We start from the raw sequence: 16086 nt of genomic DNA, 5'->3' as shown, positions 1-16086 counted from the left end.
GTGGTGTTCAATCGCGGTATGAACAACGCAGACCGGCACGGGCTGATCGCGAAGGTGGTCAGGGACTCCGGGGGTGCCACGGTCCAGGAACTCGCGGAGCTGACCGGCGCCTCGGAGATGACCATCCGGCGCGACCTCGACTCCCTCGCCGCCCAGGGTGTCCTCGAACGCGTCCGCGGTGGGGCACGCACCCTGCTGCTCCGGGGCGAGGAGCCCCCCTTCGGGTTGCGCGCCCACGAGGCGGTCGACGCCAAACGCCGGATCGCCGCCGAGATCTCCGCGCTCATCGCCGACGGTGAGAGCGTCCTGCTGGACAGCGGCACCACCTGTCTGGAGGTCGCCCGGCTCCTGCGCGAGCGGCCCGTCACCGTGATGCCCTTGTCCCTGCAGGCCATCCACCTGCTCGGCGAGGCACCCGGCCCGGCCACCCTGGTCGTGCCCGGCGGCCAGCCCCGCGCCGCGGAAGGAGCCCTCACCGGCCCCCTCACCCTCGCCTCTCTGGCCGCCCTGCGCTTCGACACGGCCGTCGTCGGCTGCTGCGGACTGACCGCGGCCGACGGCCTGACCGCCTACGACCTGGACGACGCCGCGGTGAAGAAGGCGGGCATCGCCTCCTCCCGCCGCGTCATCGCCGCCGCCGACGGCAGCAAGCTCGGCCACACCGCCTACGCCCACGTCGGCCCCGCCGCTTTGGTGCACACCCTGGTCACCGACGCCTCTGCGGCCGCCGGCGAGGTCACCGCGCTCGAAGCCGGCGGAACCGTCGTCCGGACCGTGTGACGTTGCGCCCCGGACGTCAGCCCGTTGACGCACGGATGAACGAGGCGGCCCTCTCGCCGATCATGATGGCTGGGGCGTTGGTGTTCCCGGTGACGAGGGTCGGCATGATCGACGTGTCCGCCACACGGACGTTCTCCAGCCCGCGCACCCGCAGTTCATGGTCCACGACCTTGCCCATCATGCAGGTCCCCGACGGGTGGTAGAAGGAGAACGACTGGGTGCGGATGAAGTCGTCGATGTCCCGGTCGCTGTCCGACAGCGGGGCGAGTCCGGCCTCCGCGGCACCGCGCAGGTCCGACTGCAGCAGGGACGTCAGCCGCTGTTCACGGGCGATGCGCATGCACAGGCGGACACCCTCGCGCAGGCGTCGGCGGTCGTCGGGGTCGTCGAGGTAGTTGTGGAAGATGCGCGGCTTGGCGTACGGGTGGGAGTGCCGCAGCCGCACCGAGCCGCGGCTCGCGGGCCGCGCCACGTAGGGCCCGAACGACATTCCCGGCTCCAGCGGCGCGGCGAGACCCTCGTCGCGGACGATCCCCAGAGCGGCGTGGACCTGGATGTCCGGGGCGGGGACGTCGTCGCTGGAGCTGAAGAAGCCACCGGTCTCGTTCCAGGCCATCGGGCCGGTGCCCTGCCCGCGCAGCAGCTGCTCCTCCGCCGAGGTGTCCGGTCCCAGGAGTGGCTCGGTGTCGCTGAAGAAGCTGATGAAGCACCCGGTGTGGTCCTGCATGTTCCTGCCGACGTCCGGCAGGTCGTGCAGCGGGGTGATCCCGCCCGCGGTCAGTTCATCGGCCGGCCCTACACCGGACTGCAGGAGCAGGTGGGGCGAGTTGTAGGCCCCGAGGGACAGCACGATCTCGCGGTCGACATGGATGGTCCGGACGGTTCCGAGGTGGTCGACCTCCAGTCCGGCTGCCCGCGAGCCGTCGAAGCTCAGGCGCAGGGCGGTCGTCGAGGGAAGCACGGAGAGGTTCGGACGGCCCGCGGCCGGCTCCAGGAACGCGATCGCGCTGCTGCACCTCAGGCCGCCCCGCTGCGTGACCTGGTGGTAGCCCACGCCCTCCTGATCGGCTCCGTTGAAGTCCGGGTTGTGCTTGTACCCCGCGTCCTGAGCGGCCTCGACCCATGCTGTCAGCAGCGGGTGGACGGAGCGGGGGTCACTGACGGTGAGAGGGCCGCCGACGCCGTGGAAGCCGTCGGCCCCGCGCTCGTTGTCCTCGGACTTCTTGAAGAACGGCAGGACGTCGTCGTACCCCCAGCCCGGGTTGCCGAGCCGCTCCCATGTGTCGTAGTCGTAGCGGTGCCCGCGCACGTACAGCATGGTGTTCATCGAGCTGGTGCCGCCGATCGCCCGGCCGCGGGGCAGGTAGGCGCGGCGCCCGCCGAGCTGCGGCTCGGGTTCCGTCTCGAAGTCCCAGTCGTACGCTGTCTTCAGCTGCTGCGAGAACAGTGCGGGGATCTCGAAGAGGCGGCCCCGGGCCGGCGGCCCCGCCTCGATCAACGCGACCGTGACCTCCGGATCCTCGGACAGCCGGGCCGCCACCGCACAGCCGGCCGATCCGGCCCCGACGACGACGTAGTCGTACGATTCCCTGCCCATTTCGCCTCCAGAAGCTGGTCCTCGGAAGAGGCTAGGGACGCGGGACATGCTCGGCACATGCACGAAGTGAGCAACTCGGTCGGCAGTCTTTACCCATTCCGTGCATGTGCCGTATTCGGGCCGCTGCTTAGGCTCTCTTCGAAATACCGTGGAAAAGAGGAGACCCCGACTCATGTCCGACCCGGTCCGTCATGACTACACACCCCCGGAGCTCCGGCCCGATGCCCTCGTTCCAGCCGGATCCGCCGAGGAGATCAGCACCGATGTGCTGATCATCGGCTCCGGCATGGGCGGATCCTCGCTGGCCTGGGCGCTGAAGGACTCCGGTCTCGACGTACTCGTCGTGGAGCGGGGCCACTTCCTTCCACGTGAACCCGAGAACTCGCAGCCGGCCGAGATGTATCTCAAGGGCCGGTACAAGAACGCGGGCTATTGGTACGACGGCAGTACCGGCAAGGCGTTCGCACCGGGTGTCTATTACTGGGTGGGCGGAAACACCCGTTTCTACGGCGCCATGCTGCCCCGTTTCCGGCGCAGCGACTTCACCGAGGTGCAACACCACGAGGGTGTCTCGCGCGCCTGGCCCTTCGAGTACGACGACCTGGAGCCCTTCTACAGCGCCATGGAGCAGCTGCTCCAGGTGCACGGGCAGACCGGCGAGGACCCGACCGAGCCGCCCCGCTCCAAGCCCTACCCGTATCCGGCGCTCCAGCACGAACCGGAGATCGAGCGGTTCGCCCGGTCGCTGCGCGGGCAGGGCCTGCACCCGTTCCACACACCGAACGCCCTGAACATCAGCACGCAGGCCGACCGCGCCGCCGTGACGACCGCCGACGGCTGTCCGGACGAGACGGGCATGAAGTCCGACGCCGAGAACCGGCTCCTGCTCCCCGCGCTGAGCGACGGCGTCAGGATCCTCACCGGTGCGGAGGTCACCCGCCTGATCACCTCGCCCGACGGCCGGAAGGTCGTCGCCGCCGAGGCACGGCACGAGGGCCGCATCATCCGTATCAACGCCAAGTCCTTCGCCCTGGCCGGAGGTGCCGTCAACTCGGCCGCGCTGCTGCTCCGTTCGGCCGACGACGCACACCACCCTCAGGGCCTCGGCAACTCGTCAGGACTGCTGGGCCGCAACTACATGGTCCACAACAGCACCTTCTTCGTCGGGGTCAACCCGCTGCGGACCAATCCCACACAGTGGCAGAAGACGCTCGGCCTGAACGACTTCTACGAAGCCGGCCCAGGAACGCGCTTCCCGCTCGGGAACCTCCAGATGCTGGGCAAGCTGCAGGCACCCATGCTCAAGCCCGCGCGTCCGTGGGCACCGACGTGGGCCCTGAAGCTCATGGCGGCCAGGAGCCTCGACATCTACCTGACGACCGAGGACCTCCCGTCCCGGGACAACCGGGTCCGCGTGGACGGCGACCGGATCCTCATCGACTGGACGCCGACCAACCTCGCGCCCCACCACGAACTCGTGCGCCGGGTGACCCGGGCGGTTCGCAAGGCCGGCTATCCGCTGATCTTCACCCAGCGCATGGGCATCGAGACCAACTCCCACATGTGCGGCACGGCCGTGGCGGGCCACGACCCGTCGGAGAGCGTGCTCGATCCCATGTGCCGCAGTCATGACGTCGACAACCTCTGGGTGACCGACGCGTCGTTCTTCCCGTCCTCGGCGGCGCTCAACCCGGCGTTGACGATCGGTGCGAACGCCCTGCGGATCGCCCCGTCCCTCGCCAGGGCCACGAAGGGCTGACGCTGTGCCGGCGAGGGCGGTCAGGTCCGCCGCAGCGTCGGCTTGCGCAGCAAGTCATGCCCGCGCACGGCCAGTTGCAGCCGCTGCTGGTTGCTGACCTGTGTGAGATCGAGGCCGAGGATCTCGGAGAGCTTGTCGAGGCGGTGGTAGAGGGTGCGTCGCTGGATGAAGAGTTCCTCCGCCGCCCGTGCCTTGTTGCCACCGCAGTCGAGGAACGTGCGGAGCGTGGGCAGCAGCGGGTTCTTCACCAGCGCGTCGTGCTCCAGGAGCGGACCGAGTTCGTCCTCGACGTACCGTCTGAGCTCGGGGCCCTCGGAGAGCGCGACGAGAAGGCGCAGCGCTCCCAGATCGTCGAAATGACGCACCTCCGTGGTCGACGCCGCGGCCGCGACGGAGGCCGCGCTGCGGCTCTGACGCAGAGCCAGCGGAAGGGCAGTCGGCTCCACGATCCGGCTGATGCCGGCCCGTGTCCCGTGATCGGTCAGCAGGGTCTGCACATGGGTGGCGTCGGCGCGGGCGGGCAGGCCCACCACCGCCACGTCGAAGTCTCCGGTGTCGCCGACGACGGCGGGCCAGCCGACCTCCTGCAGCAGGCGGGCGAGGAGGTGGTCCTTGGTGGCCTCGTCGCCCCCGGCCCAGGCCGTGACGACGATCAGGTCCCGTCCGCGTAGGTCCTGACCGAGGGCGAGGCTGAGGGTGACGAACCGCTCTCCGGTGATGTCGCCGAGAAGCAGCCGGTTGAGCAGTGCCGTCTGGCGCTGGGAGGCACGGGCGCCGCTCTCCCGCTCGCTGAGCAGCGAGATCGCCACGGCCGCGGCGGCCCGCTCCAGGGTGCGCAGTTCGGGCGGGCTCGGCCGCCGGCCGCCGTGCAGCAGGTGCAGCCAGCCCCATGACTCGCCGCGGAGCACCACGGGCTGGCGGGCGCATGGCGCGACCTCGCGGAACGAGGCCGCCGGGGCGGTGGGGACGCCGGCGTCCTGCGCCAGGAGCGAAGGATGGCGTTCGTGGATCGCCCGCGAGTGCGCGGTCCACTCGTCCACGACCCGGTCGGCCTCCGGTGTCGCGCCCCCGTACGCCAGCATCTGATGAGTGACGTCCTCCAGCACCACCGGGTGCCCGGTGCGGCGGGCCAGTTCCCTGACCACGCCGACGTAGTCCTCGTCCGCCAGGAGCAGGTCCATGAACGCCTGGCTGGTGGCCTCCTCGGCGATCAGCTGCTTGACGCGCATCCCGACCAGGATTTCGTGGACCTGGGCCGAGGTCTCGACGAAGGGGATCTCGTCGGCGAGTCCTACCAGGGGCAGGCCGACCTCCTCGGCCTCCTCGATCACGGCCTCCGGCATGGAGTCGAACACACGCCCGGCCAGTTCGATGACGAGGACGGCCGCGTGGGCGTCCGCGAGCCGTCGGATGAAGGCCCGTTGCTCGAGCGGTGTCGCGCCCATACCGAGACCGGCGGTCAGCAGCATCTCCTGACCCGTGAGAAAGCGGTGGATGTCCGGGATCTCGCCGGTGTGCACCCAGCGCACGGGACGGTCGAGATTTCTCTCCCCGGCGTACACACGCACGGTCGTGCGCGTGAACACCTCCAGTTCCAGGGCGGCGCGAACCGTCAGGACTTCAGCGATGAGCGACCACCTCGGTGTGTGCAGGTTCGGCAGCCAATATTGCACACACTGTGCCTGTCGTCCCCCTCCGTGTTTCCCCAGACTTCAGGGCAAGCCCGCAGCGCACGACCCCTGCAAGGAGTGCAGAGTGTCAGCTCAACACAAGACCATCAAGGCTCCTGTCGCCGTGAAGACGGCACGGACCAGCCGTCCGGAAATCGTCGAGACCGTCGCGGACGTGATCGCCGACGTACGGGCCAACGGCGACGCCGCCGTGCGCCGCTGGTCGCAGAAGTTCGACAACTGGGGGCCGGAGTCCTACCGGCTCGGTCCCGACCAGATCGCCTCCGTCGTCTCCGGCGTCCCCGAGACAGTCCTCGACGACCTGCGCTTCGTCCAGAAGCAGGTCCGCGGGTTCGCCCAGGCGCAGCGTGACTCCCTCACCGACTTCGAGGTGGAGACGCTGCCCGGAGTGTTCCTGGGACAGCGCAACATCCCCATCGGCGCGGCCGGCGCCTATGTCCCCGGCGGCCGCTACCCCCTCACCGCGTCGGCCCACATGACCGTCCTGACGGCCAAGGTCGCAGGTGTCGGAAGGGTCGCCGCCACGACCCCGCCGGACCGGGGCGCCCCGCCGCCCGTCAGCATCGCCGCGATGCACCTGGCCGGGGCCGACGAGATCTACGTCATGGGCGGCGTCCAGGCGGTGGCCGCCCTAGCGCTGGGCACCGAGACGATCGACGCGGTCGACATGCTCGCCGGGCCCGGCAACGCCTACGTGGCTGAGGCCAAGCGCCAGCTCTTCGGCGAGGTCGGGATCGACCTCTTCGCCGGACCGACGGAGGTGCTGATCGTCGCCGACGAGACCGCGGACCCGTTCGTGGTGGCCACGGACCTGCTGTCCCAGGCCGAGCACGGACCCGACTCACCAGCCGTCCTCATCACCACCTCCGAGGAGGTGGGCAGGCAGACCATCGCCTGGGTGGACAAGCTCCTGCCCGGCCTGCCCACCGGCGGGGTCGCCGGTCCTGCCTGGCGCGACCACGGCGAGGTGATCGTGGTCCCCACCCTGGACAGCGCCTACGCACTCGCCGACGAGTACGCCAGCGAGCACGTCCAGATCCTCACGGCCCAGCCCCGCGAGGCGCTGCACCGCATGCGCAACTACGGCGCACTGTTCCTCGGGGACAAGACCTGCGTCGCGTACGGAGACAAGGTGATCGGCACCAACCACGTGCTGCCCACCCTGGGGGCGGCCCGCTACACCGGCGGTCTCTGGGTCGGCAAGTACCTCAAGACCATGACCTACCAGGAGATCAGGGACGCCGGGTCCAGTGCCCGGCTCGGCGAGATCTGCGGCAGGGCCTCACGCATCGAGAACTTCGAGGGACACGCGCGCTCCGGCGACGTCCGCGCCGCGCGGTACGGATCGGCCCAGCTGAACTGGACCGACCACACCTTCGAGCAGAGCTGATCCGCGATGACGGATCGCGACTTATGCCGGACCACTGAAGCAACCCGGCAGCCGTTCGACAAGGAGCACGTCCCCCTCAACTCACGGAGATCGTCATGTCAGCTACGGACAACGAGGCGCACACGGCGCCCACATCCACCCCCGTAGGCCGCTCAGGCGGGGCCCAGAGCCCTGTCTCCTCGGCCGCGGACGCGGAAATGCTCGCCGTACTCGGCTACGAGCAGAAATTCGACCGCAAGGTCAGCCTGTGGGGGAACTTCGCCCTGGGCTTCGTGTACCTCTCGCCCCTCGTGGGTGTCGTGGCCCTGTTCGCGGTCGGTCTGGCGACCGCCGGCGGACCGTCCATCTTCTGGATCGGCATCGTCGGGGCCGGGCAGTTCCTGGTCGCACTGGTCTTCGGTGAGGTCGTCTCGCAGTTCCCGCTCGCGGGCGGCCTCTACCAGTGGGTCAGACGACTGTGGAACGGCCGCTATGCCTGGTTCAACGCCTGGACATACATCTGTTGCATCACCATCGGCATCACCAGTACCGCACTGTTCAGCTCGGACTTCGCGGCCAGCCTCTTCGCCGGAACCGCCGCCGAACCCGCCATCAGCTCCACTCCCGCCCAGCGCCTGTGGATCGCGATCGCCGTGACCGTCGTCTGCCTGATCTGCAACTGCTTCGGCACCAGGACGCTGGCTCTGATCTCGAAGATCGGACTCGCCGCGGAACTGATCGGCATCGTCCTCGTGGGCTTCTACCTGCTGATCTTCGAACGGCACAACTCCGTCTCGATCTTCTTCGAGACCAGCAGCTCCACCCACGACAACTACGTCATGGCCTTCATCGCCGCCTCCCTCGTCGGGCTCTTCCTCTTCTACGGCTTCGAGGCGTGCGGCGAGATCGCGGAAGAGGTTCCCAACCCCTCCCGCAGCATCCCGCGGGCCATGCAGCTGACCGTCGCCGTCGGCGGGGTGGCCGCGCTCTTCGCCTTCGTCGGTTACGCACTCGCGGCTCCCGACCTCGCCTCGATCCTCTCCGGCAAGGACACCAACCCGATCCCCTCGATCCTCCAGAGCTCGGTCGGCACCGTCGGCACCAAGGCAGTGCTCACGGTGATCATGACGTCCTTCATCGCGGGTGTGATGAGCCAGCAGGCCGCCGCCAGCCGGATCGTCTTCTCCTTCGCCCGCGACGACATGTTCCCGGGCTCCCGCGTCTTCTCGCAGATCACCCGCAAGCACCGCGTCCCCTTGAACGCGCTGCTGGCCGTGAACGTCCTGCCGCTGCTGCTCTTCGTGTTCGTCTACTACTCGCCCGACTCCCTCACCAAGATCGCTGCGTTCCAGATGCTGGCCGGATACGCGGCCTTCATGATGGTCGTACTGGCCGCGCTGCGGATGCGCATGAAGGGCTGGCGCCCCGCCGGAGCCTGGACGCTGGGCCGCTGGGGCTTCCCGGTGACCGTGGCGGCCCTGACCTACGGCGTGCTCGGGATGGTTCTCCTCGCCTGGCCCACCGGCGACTCCGCAACCCCCTTCGTGGACCGGTGGATCGCACTCATCGGGTTCCTCGTCGTCTCGGCCGCGGGTCTGGTCTACCTGTTGACCGCGAAGCCGGAGCGCAAGTCCACCGCGCCGGAGGGTGACGCCATAGAGGTGGCCGAGCGCCTGCGCAGCCGCGCCGAAGCCCTTGCCCGTACGACCTCAGGGAGCACCGCATGACTCGCGTTCTGTATCTGTACGGAGGCTGGCCGGGGCACAAGCCTTACCAGGTGGCCGAGGAATGGGCCCTCCCGATCTTCAAGAACCTCGGGTTCGACGTCGACGAGACCAACGACATCTTCTCCCTCGACGCCGACCTCACCGGCTACGACCTCATCGCGCTCAACTGGAACAACGCCCTGCTGTCCGAGGGGCTGACCGCCGCCCAGGAGTCGAACCTGCTGGGGGCGGTGGAGAACGGCACCGGGATCGCCGCCTGGCACGGCGCGGCCGCCGCGTTCCGCACCAGCCTCAAATACCACTGGCTGCTCGGCGGCAGCTTCCTCGAACACCCCGCCGGCGAAGGCGTGAAGTACCCCTACGAGGTCACCCTCACGGACACCGGTCACCCGATCACCGCCGGAGTGAAGGACTTCCGGGTCGCCTCGGAGCAGTACTACATGTCCGTCGACCCCAACAACCACGTCCTGGCCGAGTCCACCTTCACCGGCGAACACCTGCCCTGGCTGGAGGGAAAGACCATCCCTCAGGCGTGGACCCGCAGCTGGGGCGAGGGCCGCGTCTTCTACAGCGCGGTCGGCCATGACCTCGACGACCTCCAGAACCCGGACGTCACCCGCCTGTGCACCCAGGGCTTCGCCTGGGCCGCCCGTCAGAACGCCTGACCCCACCGTCCGACCCGAGCTGATCGGAAACCCACCATGCCCGTCCTCACCGGAGGCCAGATCGTCGCGCGGACCCTGCGCAACTACGGGGTCGACGTCGTCGCCGGCATCCCCGGCCACGGCATCTGGTCACTGACCGACGCCTTCCTCGACGACGAGTCCAGGATCCCCTTCATCCAGACGTTCCACGAGCAGAGCGCCGTCCACCTCGCCGACGGCTACTACCGCGTCACCGGCCGCCCGCAGGCCGCGGTGACCTCCATCGGCGCGGGCGCGAGCAACACCGTCATCGGCATGGGCACCGCGTTCACCGACTCCACCAGCGTCCTCGTCGTCACGGGCGGCCCGCCGACCCACATGCGCGGCCACGGACTGCTGCAGGAACTCGACCGCTACACGGCGAACGACTTCCCCAAGGTGGCCGAGGCCGTCAGCAAACGGCACTGGGTCGTCACCCGGGTCGAGGAGCTCCCCTTCGTCCTGCACCGCTGTTTCAACTCCATGCTGACCGGCCGCCCCGGCCCGGTACACCTCGAAGTCCCCATGGACGTACAGGCCGAGGCGGCGAACGTCGAACTCCACGACCTGGAGCGTCGTATCCCGGTCGGCCGCCAGCACCCCGACCCGGAGGCCGTCGACCGCGCGGTCGACGTGCTGCGGGCGGCCACCCGGCCGGTCATCGTGGTCGGCGGCGGGGCGATCACGTCCGAGGCGTCCGACCAGGTCCTCGCTCTCGCCGAGCGGTGGCAGATCCCGGTCGTCACCACGTGGAACGGCAAGAGCGCCTTCCCCGAGGACCACGAGCTGTTCGCCGGCAGCGTCGGCCAGACCGGCACGATGACCGGCAACGCGATCGCGAGCTCCGCCGACGTCGTCATCTCGGTCGGCTGCCGCTTCACGGACTGGTCCGCCTCCAGCTACGCCAAGGGCATCAGCTTCTCCATCCCGCCCGCGAAGCTCATCCACATCGACATCGACCCCCACGAGATCGGCAAGAACTATCCCGCCGAGGTGGGCATCGTCGCGGACGCGCAGCGCGCCGTGGCCGCCATCGTCGACTCCCTGCCCGCCAAGGGCGTCGACCGCTCCGAGTACCTCGCCGAACTCGCCCGCCTCAAGCAGGACTGGGAGGAGAAGCTCGCCGGCCGCCGCGACAGCGACCGCTTCCCGTTCACCTCGCAGCGCCCGCTCGGCGCCCTGCGCAACGTGCTCCCGCGCGACGCGATCATCGTCGCCGGTTCGGGCAACACCCAGGGAGCGGTGAAGCAGACCTTCCCCGTCTACTCCCCGCGCACTCACCTCACCTCCGGTGGCTTCTCCTCCATGGGCTGGGCGATCCCGGCGGCCGTCGGCGCCAAGCTGGCCCGGCCGGACAGCCCGGTGGTGTGCGTCCTCGGCGACGGCGACTTCCTGATGACCTCCCAGGAGATCGCCCTGAGCGTCACCGCCGGCGCACCGGTGATCTTCGTGGTCCAGAACAACGCGGGCTACATGTCGATCCGCGGCGGGCAGCGCAAGCAGACCTCGCGGCACATCGGCACCGAGTTCTCCCACCCCGACGGCTCGCCGTACAGCCCCGACTTCGCGGCCATGGGCCGAGCCTTCGGGATCGAGTCGTGGAAGGTCAACGACTCCGCGTCCCTGGAGCCGACGCTGCGCAAGGCGGTCCAGTCCGGGGCCCCCGCCGTGATCGAGGTCCCCACGGACCGCGACGCCGCGGGCCCCTGGGTCCCCGGCTGGTGGGACTTCCCGATCCCGGCGTACATCACCGACGAACGCCAGGACGAGTACCACCGCACCCGCGCCACCGAACAGCACCTCTGAGACGGCCCCGCGCCCGCCCGCAGATGACCGCCCGTGCAGCCGAGACCCGGCCGCACGGGCAGGTTCTGTCAGAGCCAACGAAGTCCCCAGGCCCTACGGATGGCTGCAGTCGGCTTCTGTCGGCGGGCGGCCGACGGCGGGTAGTGCCGTTGACGGATCGGGCCGACCGTACGCGTAGTCGGCCGTGGTCTGCCGGGAGTGGAAAAGCCTTCGATTGCTCGCACGCCGATCCGGGCCCCTCCTGCACACCCTGATGGCCGAGACTGCGCAGATCCGCACGGGTACGGGCCAGGCGGCAGGGGCGAGAGCGCTGGATCCCCCAGCGAAGGTCAGCCGGTCGCTGAACGGCTCCCCCGCCGCCGTCAACTCGTCGGCCAGGACGGCGACATGAGGGTCGTGCAGCGAGGACTCGTTGCGCAGATGGGCGACCTGCTCGTCGGCCAGCCGGTCCCACCCCGGGAAGGCGGCGCGGGAGCGGTCGTCGGTGAACAGGTACCGCACCATGTTGGGAGGGTCCCCGTCGAGCAGGCCGAGGGGACGGGCATACCGCTCGTAGTCCTGTGTTCAGGCGACGATGTCTCCCATCCGGTCGAGCAGGACGGCCGGCTCGGGCTCCAGACTCTGCAGGAGTGCCCGCAAGCCAGGGCACACCGTGCGCTCCGGCGGTGCGGTGACCGCCTGGCACAAGTGCTTGCCCTCGCCGTGTTCCCGGGCCAACCGATGCAACGTCACACGGTCCGCGTGGAACCAGGGCGTCGGCTGGTCCTCGCCACCGGTGAGGCATACGTCCGACCAGTCCGTCACAAGGGCGGCACCGAACCCCGCCGTAGCAAACTTCCGCCCGCGTGAACCGCCAGGAACCCGACGAGGTTGGATAGCTCCGTGGTGGGACGAGAGCGCGTGCAGAAGAGACGGCCTTCCTTCGGCATGCCGAAGAGCATTGCCCTGCTGGCGACGCCGGAAGGCTGGCGTCACAGTGTCCTCACCGGGGAAGGCGCGATGCTTTGCGGGCGTCTTGCCGACGTGCCGGCCAACGCCGACCCAGCCGAGGCCCAGGCCGCCGTGGCCTCCATGGTGGTGGGGCTCGCACACGACTTCCACGAAGTCGACGTCGACGTGACCTGGGATCCGCCTCTGGATCCCGGGTCATGGACAGCACAGGTCACCGTTGCCGCGTCCCCACGGAACGCCTGAGGAAAACGACAAGGTCCTGGGGGCAGGGGCATGAGAGCGTGATCCTTGATGAGGGGGTGGTGGGGTGGCGGATGTTTCCGCGGGTGAGGCTCGCAAGGCGTTTCTGAGAACGCTCGAGAAGGGGCAGGTCCGCAGAGGAACGGTCTCTTCGGTCAGTGATGTCGATGCCCTCGTCGATCTTGGCGGGTTCGACGGGCTGCTGCGTACCCCTGAGGTGTCCTGGAAGCGTCGCGAGGTGCCGCTGGACCAGGTGCTGCGCGTGGGACAGGACGTGACCGTCACGGTCCTGGACGTGGACGCCGATCGGGACTGGCTCACCGTTTCCTTGAAGTCTCTGCGGGATGATCCGTTCCGCGAGTTCGCCCGGACGCATCTTGGACATGTGGTTTCGGGCAGGGTGACCAAGGTCGCCTCGGTCGGGGTCTTCGTTCGTGTCCACGACCACGTCGAAGGGCTGCTGCCGACCTCGGAGCTGCCTCAGGGGGAGGGTGACGACCAGTCTTTTGCTGTCGGGGATGTGCTGGTGGTCGAGGTCGCCGAGATCAACCTGGACAGGCGCCGCGTCAAGCTACTGCTGCGCGACGTGCGCTGACCGCAGCGACCCGGCGCCGCCGCGAGGTCGGCGAGCTGCTGGGCGGATGGACGGCAGCCTGAGCATGCGGCATGCGGCCACCGCGGTGCAGGGCTCAGCCGTCGAAACAGGTCGTGAGGCGGACAGGACAACCCTCAGGGCGAGTTGTGAGTCTTCTGATCGATCACGTTGTGGTCGGACCCACGAGGAGACCATCATCAACACCATTCGTAAGACCCTGACCGCCACCGCCGTCGTCGGTGCCGTCCTCGCGGGTTCCGCCGCCTGCGGAACGGTGGAGCAGCTGTCCGCCGGCAGGAAGCTCGACCAGGCCTTCGAGGAGGTCGGCAAGAAGAAGACGCTCTCCTTCGAGGTCGATCTGGACGCGGATGTCGCGTCCTTGAAGGCGCTGGATGCCGCGTCCGACCCTGAGCCCGGTGAGGAGATCCCGGACGAGGTCGCCGAGTTGCTCAGCGGGGCGAAGATCACGGTGACCGTGCAGTCGAAGAAGCCGCTGGAGAAGTCCGGTGAGAAGGACCTTGTCGGTACGGCCATGAAGGTCAGCACCTCGGACGGGGACCTTGTCGAGTACCGGGTGATCGGCGACTACACCTACATCCGTGCCGACATGGACGCCCTGGGCAAGACGACGGGCAGCCCTCTGCCGGACGCGGACGATCTGCCTCCGGAGGCCGGGGCGATGAAGGATGTCCTGCAGGGCAAGTGGGTGAAGTTCAACACCAAGGAGATGGACAGGGCCGGCGCCGAGGACGGTCCCGCGTCGTCCCTGGACTCCAAGACGCAGAAGAAGCTCGTGAATGCCCTTCGCAAGGTCGTCGCCCGTGAGGTGGAGTTCAAGACCACGGGTGGCGGGGACGGCACCGAGCATGTGACCGCCACGGCCCCCTTCCGCACGCTGATCACCGAGCTGCTCGGTGAGATCCGGCCCGTGGTGAAGGACCTGCCGCCGGGCATGGAGCTGCCGACTGCCAAGGATCTCAAGGACGCTCCCAATGCCAAGGTGACGGCGGACTTCACGCTCAAGAACGGCGAGCTGGCCCAGGTGGACATCGACCTCGCCAAGCTCGCCGAGAACGCCAAGGTGAAGAACCTCGGCCTGACACTGCGGATGCGTGAGGGCACCCTGCCCAGTGCACCGGCCGGCGCCACGACACTGGACCTGAACGACCTCATGAACGGCTTCCTCGGCGGGCCGGTCCTGAGCGATGCCGAGATCGACACGAGTGGTCTCAACGGCGAGGACGTCCCGCAAGGCTAAGGACTGTCCCCGCAATCGATCTTCCAGAGCAAGGGCATGAGTGGGTGTCAGGGCTGGGAATGCACGCTTCGGCTGATGGCTGGTACCCACCCTCATGTCAACGAGGGTTGACGCGCCCACCCTGTCAACATAAGTTGACAGGGTGGGTAATCAAACGCTGCTCGCCTGCGGGATGGCCGCCGGCCCTCTCTTCACCGTCGCGTACCTGCTGGAAGGCGCCGGCCGTGTGGGCTACAAGCCGTTTCGTCATCCCGTCAGTTCGCTATCCCTTGGCCCCGCCGGGTGGGCGCAGACCGTCAACTTCCTCTCCACGGGCTTGCTGTCGCTCATCTTCGCCGTGGGCCTGTGGCGCGCTGGGCCTTCACACTGGGGCGCACTGCTGATCGGCGTCTGGGCGATCGGCCTGCTGGGCGCAGGTGCCTGCCGCACGGATCCGGTGAGCGGTTACCCCGTCGGCACCCCCGATCAGCTCCAACACCCCACCCGTGCAGGGACGCTGCATGATCTGTTCTCTCTCATCGGATTCCTCGCTCTTGCCGTGGCCTGTTTCGTGTTCGCCCTGTCCAACTCGCGGGGATGGGCCCTCTACTCGATCGCCAGCGGTGTGCTCTTCGCAATCACGATGGCGCTGGCGAGCGCCGCGTTCAGCCAGCATCGACGCTGGGTGGATCTGGGCGGGCTGGTCCAGCGCGTGTCACTCACTATTGGCTGGACCTGGCAGACGCTGCTCGCCGTGCGCGTTCTTGGCTTCTGACGCCGGCACCACGCCCACTGACGCAGGGCCCGCGTCCTCGTTCGGGGCAGCCGCCTCCGAATTGACCGGAGGATGTCTCCGGTTTACTGTAGCGATAATTCGGAGACAGTCTCCGTTTTTATGGGGTCGCCGCATCGAGAGCACAGGAGAGCGCATGAACGCCACGGAGCCACGGGGGCGCAAGCCCCGCGCCGACGTCCAGCGCAATCGCGCAGCCCTCCTGGAGGCCGCCCAGCGCCACTTCCTGCGGGACGGGGTCGGTACGTCGCTGGAGGCGGTGGCCAAGGAGGCGGGCGTCGGGCCGGGAACGCTGTACCGGCACTTCCCCACCCGTGAGGCGCTGTTGGCGGCCCTCCTCCAGGCCCGCACCGCGGAACTGGTGGCCCGCCGCGAGGACATCGCCGACATCGACGACGCCGGTGCGGCGCTGACGCAGTGGCTGCGGGCGATGGAGGAGTACCTCAGCGCCTACAGCGGACTGCCGGAACCCCTCATGGCGGCGACCCGGGCGCAGGACCCGGACAATCCGCTCACCGTCCCCTGCGACGAGCTCATCGCGACGACCGACGCGTACGTGGGAGCCGCGCAGCGCGCAGGGTACGTACGCCCGTCGGTGACGGGCTACGACCTGTTCCTCGCGGCCTGCTCGGTCGCCTGGATCACCGGCAACGGCGCCACCGCGGAGTCCGTCGACCGACTGCGGGCGCTCATCGCGCACGGTTACCGCGAGCCGGAGATCCGCGCCTAGCGGTTGCCGCTTCACTCAGGGCCGGGCCACGGGAACGCTCCCGCGCCCGACCGGGCCGGGCGACGGCCCGGCGATCACACCACACCGTCATCACATCGAGCTGCCCGCAGGGGTGGCACAATCCTTGA

The 16086-nt window shown here is 68.9% G+C and carries 14 protein-coding genes and 1 pseudogene; 11 read left to right on the top strand and 4 right to left on the bottom strand.

All coding sequences use genetic code 11. From position 1 onward, the window contains the following. Positions 1–18: 18 nt before the first annotated feature. Entirely contained in the window at positions 19–780 is a 762-nt protein-coding gene (locus ABKA17_RS43145) for a DeoR/GlpR family DNA-binding transcription regulator (protein WP_353697897.1), read from the top strand. A 16-nt stretch (positions 781–796) separates the two neighbouring features. On the opposite strand, the gene ABKA17_RS43140 is transcribed toward ABKA17_RS43145, so the two are convergent. Further along, on the bottom strand, positions 797–2377 hold the full coding sequence (locus ABKA17_RS43140; protein WP_353697896.1) for a GMC family oxidoreductase: 1581 nt from the start codon (positions 2375–2377) through the stop codon (positions 797–799). 172 nt (positions 2378–2549) lie between these two features. On the opposite strand from ABKA17_RS43140, the gene ABKA17_RS43135 reads away from it, so the two are divergent. Continuing rightward, positions 2550–4136, top strand: a complete 1587-nt coding sequence (locus ABKA17_RS43135) for a GMC oxidoreductase (protein ID WP_353697895.1) — start codon at positions 2550–2552, stop codon at positions 4134–4136. A 20-nt stretch (positions 4137–4156) separates the two neighbouring features. On the opposite strand, the gene ABKA17_RS43130 is transcribed toward ABKA17_RS43135, so the two are convergent. After that, the gene (locus tag ABKA17_RS43130) at positions 4157–5809 is read right to left on the bottom strand and encodes a PucR family transcriptional regulator (protein WP_353697894.1); all 1653 of its coding nucleotides are present in this window, start codon (positions 5807–5809) and stop codon (positions 4157–4159) included. A gap of 82 nt (positions 5810–5891) precedes the next feature. Here ABKA17_RS43130 and hisD point away from each other — a divergent pair, with 82 nt between their 5' ends. From hisD to ABKA17_RS43110, 4 genes are all read left to right on the top strand, one after another. Then, positions 5892–7217 (top strand): histidinol dehydrogenase, encoded by a 1326-nt coding sequence (gene hisD / locus ABKA17_RS43125; RefSeq protein ID WP_353697893.1) that lies wholly within the window; start codon positions 5892–5894, stop codon positions 7215–7217. A gap of 95 nt (positions 7218–7312) precedes the next feature. Further along, entirely contained in the window at positions 7313–8923 is a 1611-nt protein-coding gene (locus ABKA17_RS43120) for an APC family permease (RefSeq protein ID WP_353697892.1), read from the top strand. Beyond that, positions 8920–9588: a ThuA domain-containing protein gene (locus ABKA17_RS43115; RefSeq protein ID WP_353697891.1), complete on the top strand. Its 669-nt coding sequence runs from the start codon at positions 8920–8922 to the stop codon at positions 9586–9588. The genes ABKA17_RS43120 and ABKA17_RS43115 overlap by 4 nt, the downstream gene beginning before the upstream one ends. A gap of 36 nt (positions 9589–9624) precedes the next feature. Next, positions 9625–11412, top strand: a complete 1788-nt coding sequence (locus ABKA17_RS43110) for a thiamine pyrophosphate-binding protein (RefSeq protein ID WP_353697890.1) — start codon at positions 9625–9627, stop codon at positions 11410–11412. Positions 11413–11505: 93 nt separating this feature from the next. Here ABKA17_RS43110 and ABKA17_RS43105 read toward each other — a convergent pair. Together ABKA17_RS43105 and ABKA17_RS43100 are read right to left on the bottom strand one after the other, a co-directional pair. Then, positions 11506–11943 (bottom strand): annotated as a pseudogene (locus ABKA17_RS43105) (MmyB family transcriptional regulator); the annotation flags it as partial. A gap of 33 nt (positions 11944–11976) precedes the next feature. Beyond that, entirely contained in the window at positions 11977–12216 is a 240-nt protein-coding gene (locus ABKA17_RS43100; protein WP_353697889.1) for a hypothetical protein, read from the bottom strand. Positions 12217–12312: 96 nt separating this feature from the next. On the opposite strand from ABKA17_RS43100, the gene ABKA17_RS43095 reads away from it, so the two are divergent. The 5 genes from ABKA17_RS43095 to ABKA17_RS43075 all read left to right on the top strand — a co-directional run bounded on the left by ABKA17_RS43095 (position 12313) and on the right by ABKA17_RS43075 (position 15958). Next, on the top strand, positions 12313–12606 hold the full coding sequence (locus ABKA17_RS43095; protein ID WP_353697888.1) for a hypothetical protein: 294 nt from the start codon (positions 12313–12315) through the stop codon (positions 12604–12606). Between the two features lie 64 nt (positions 12607–12670). Continuing rightward, the gene (locus ABKA17_RS43090; protein WP_353697887.1) at positions 12671–13198 is read left to right on the top strand and encodes a S1 RNA-binding domain-containing protein; all 528 of its coding nucleotides are present in this window, start codon (positions 12671–12673) and stop codon (positions 13196–13198) included. A 274-nt stretch (positions 13199–13472) separates the two neighbouring features. Further along, on the top strand, positions 13473–14456 hold the full coding sequence (locus ABKA17_RS43085; RefSeq protein ID WP_353697886.1) for a hypothetical protein: 984 nt from the start codon (positions 13473–13475) through the stop codon (positions 14454–14456). A 142-nt stretch (positions 14457–14598) separates the two neighbouring features. Next, positions 14599–15210, top strand: a complete 612-nt coding sequence (locus ABKA17_RS43080; RefSeq protein WP_353697885.1) for a DUF998 domain-containing protein — start codon at positions 14599–14601, stop codon at positions 15208–15210. Between the two features lie 154 nt (positions 15211–15364). Continuing rightward, the gene (locus tag ABKA17_RS43075) at positions 15365–15958 is read left to right on the top strand and encodes a TetR/AcrR family transcriptional regulator (RefSeq protein WP_353697884.1); all 594 of its coding nucleotides are present in this window, start codon (positions 15365–15367) and stop codon (positions 15956–15958) included. The last annotated feature ends 128 nt before the right edge of the window (positions 15959–16086 follow it).

The organism is Streptomyces sp. RG80 (assembly GCF_040446465.1).
Lineage (GTDB): Bacteria > Actinomycetota > Actinomycetes > Streptomycetales > Streptomycetaceae > Streptomyces.
This window is presented reverse-complemented; position numbering and strand designations above follow the sequence as displayed.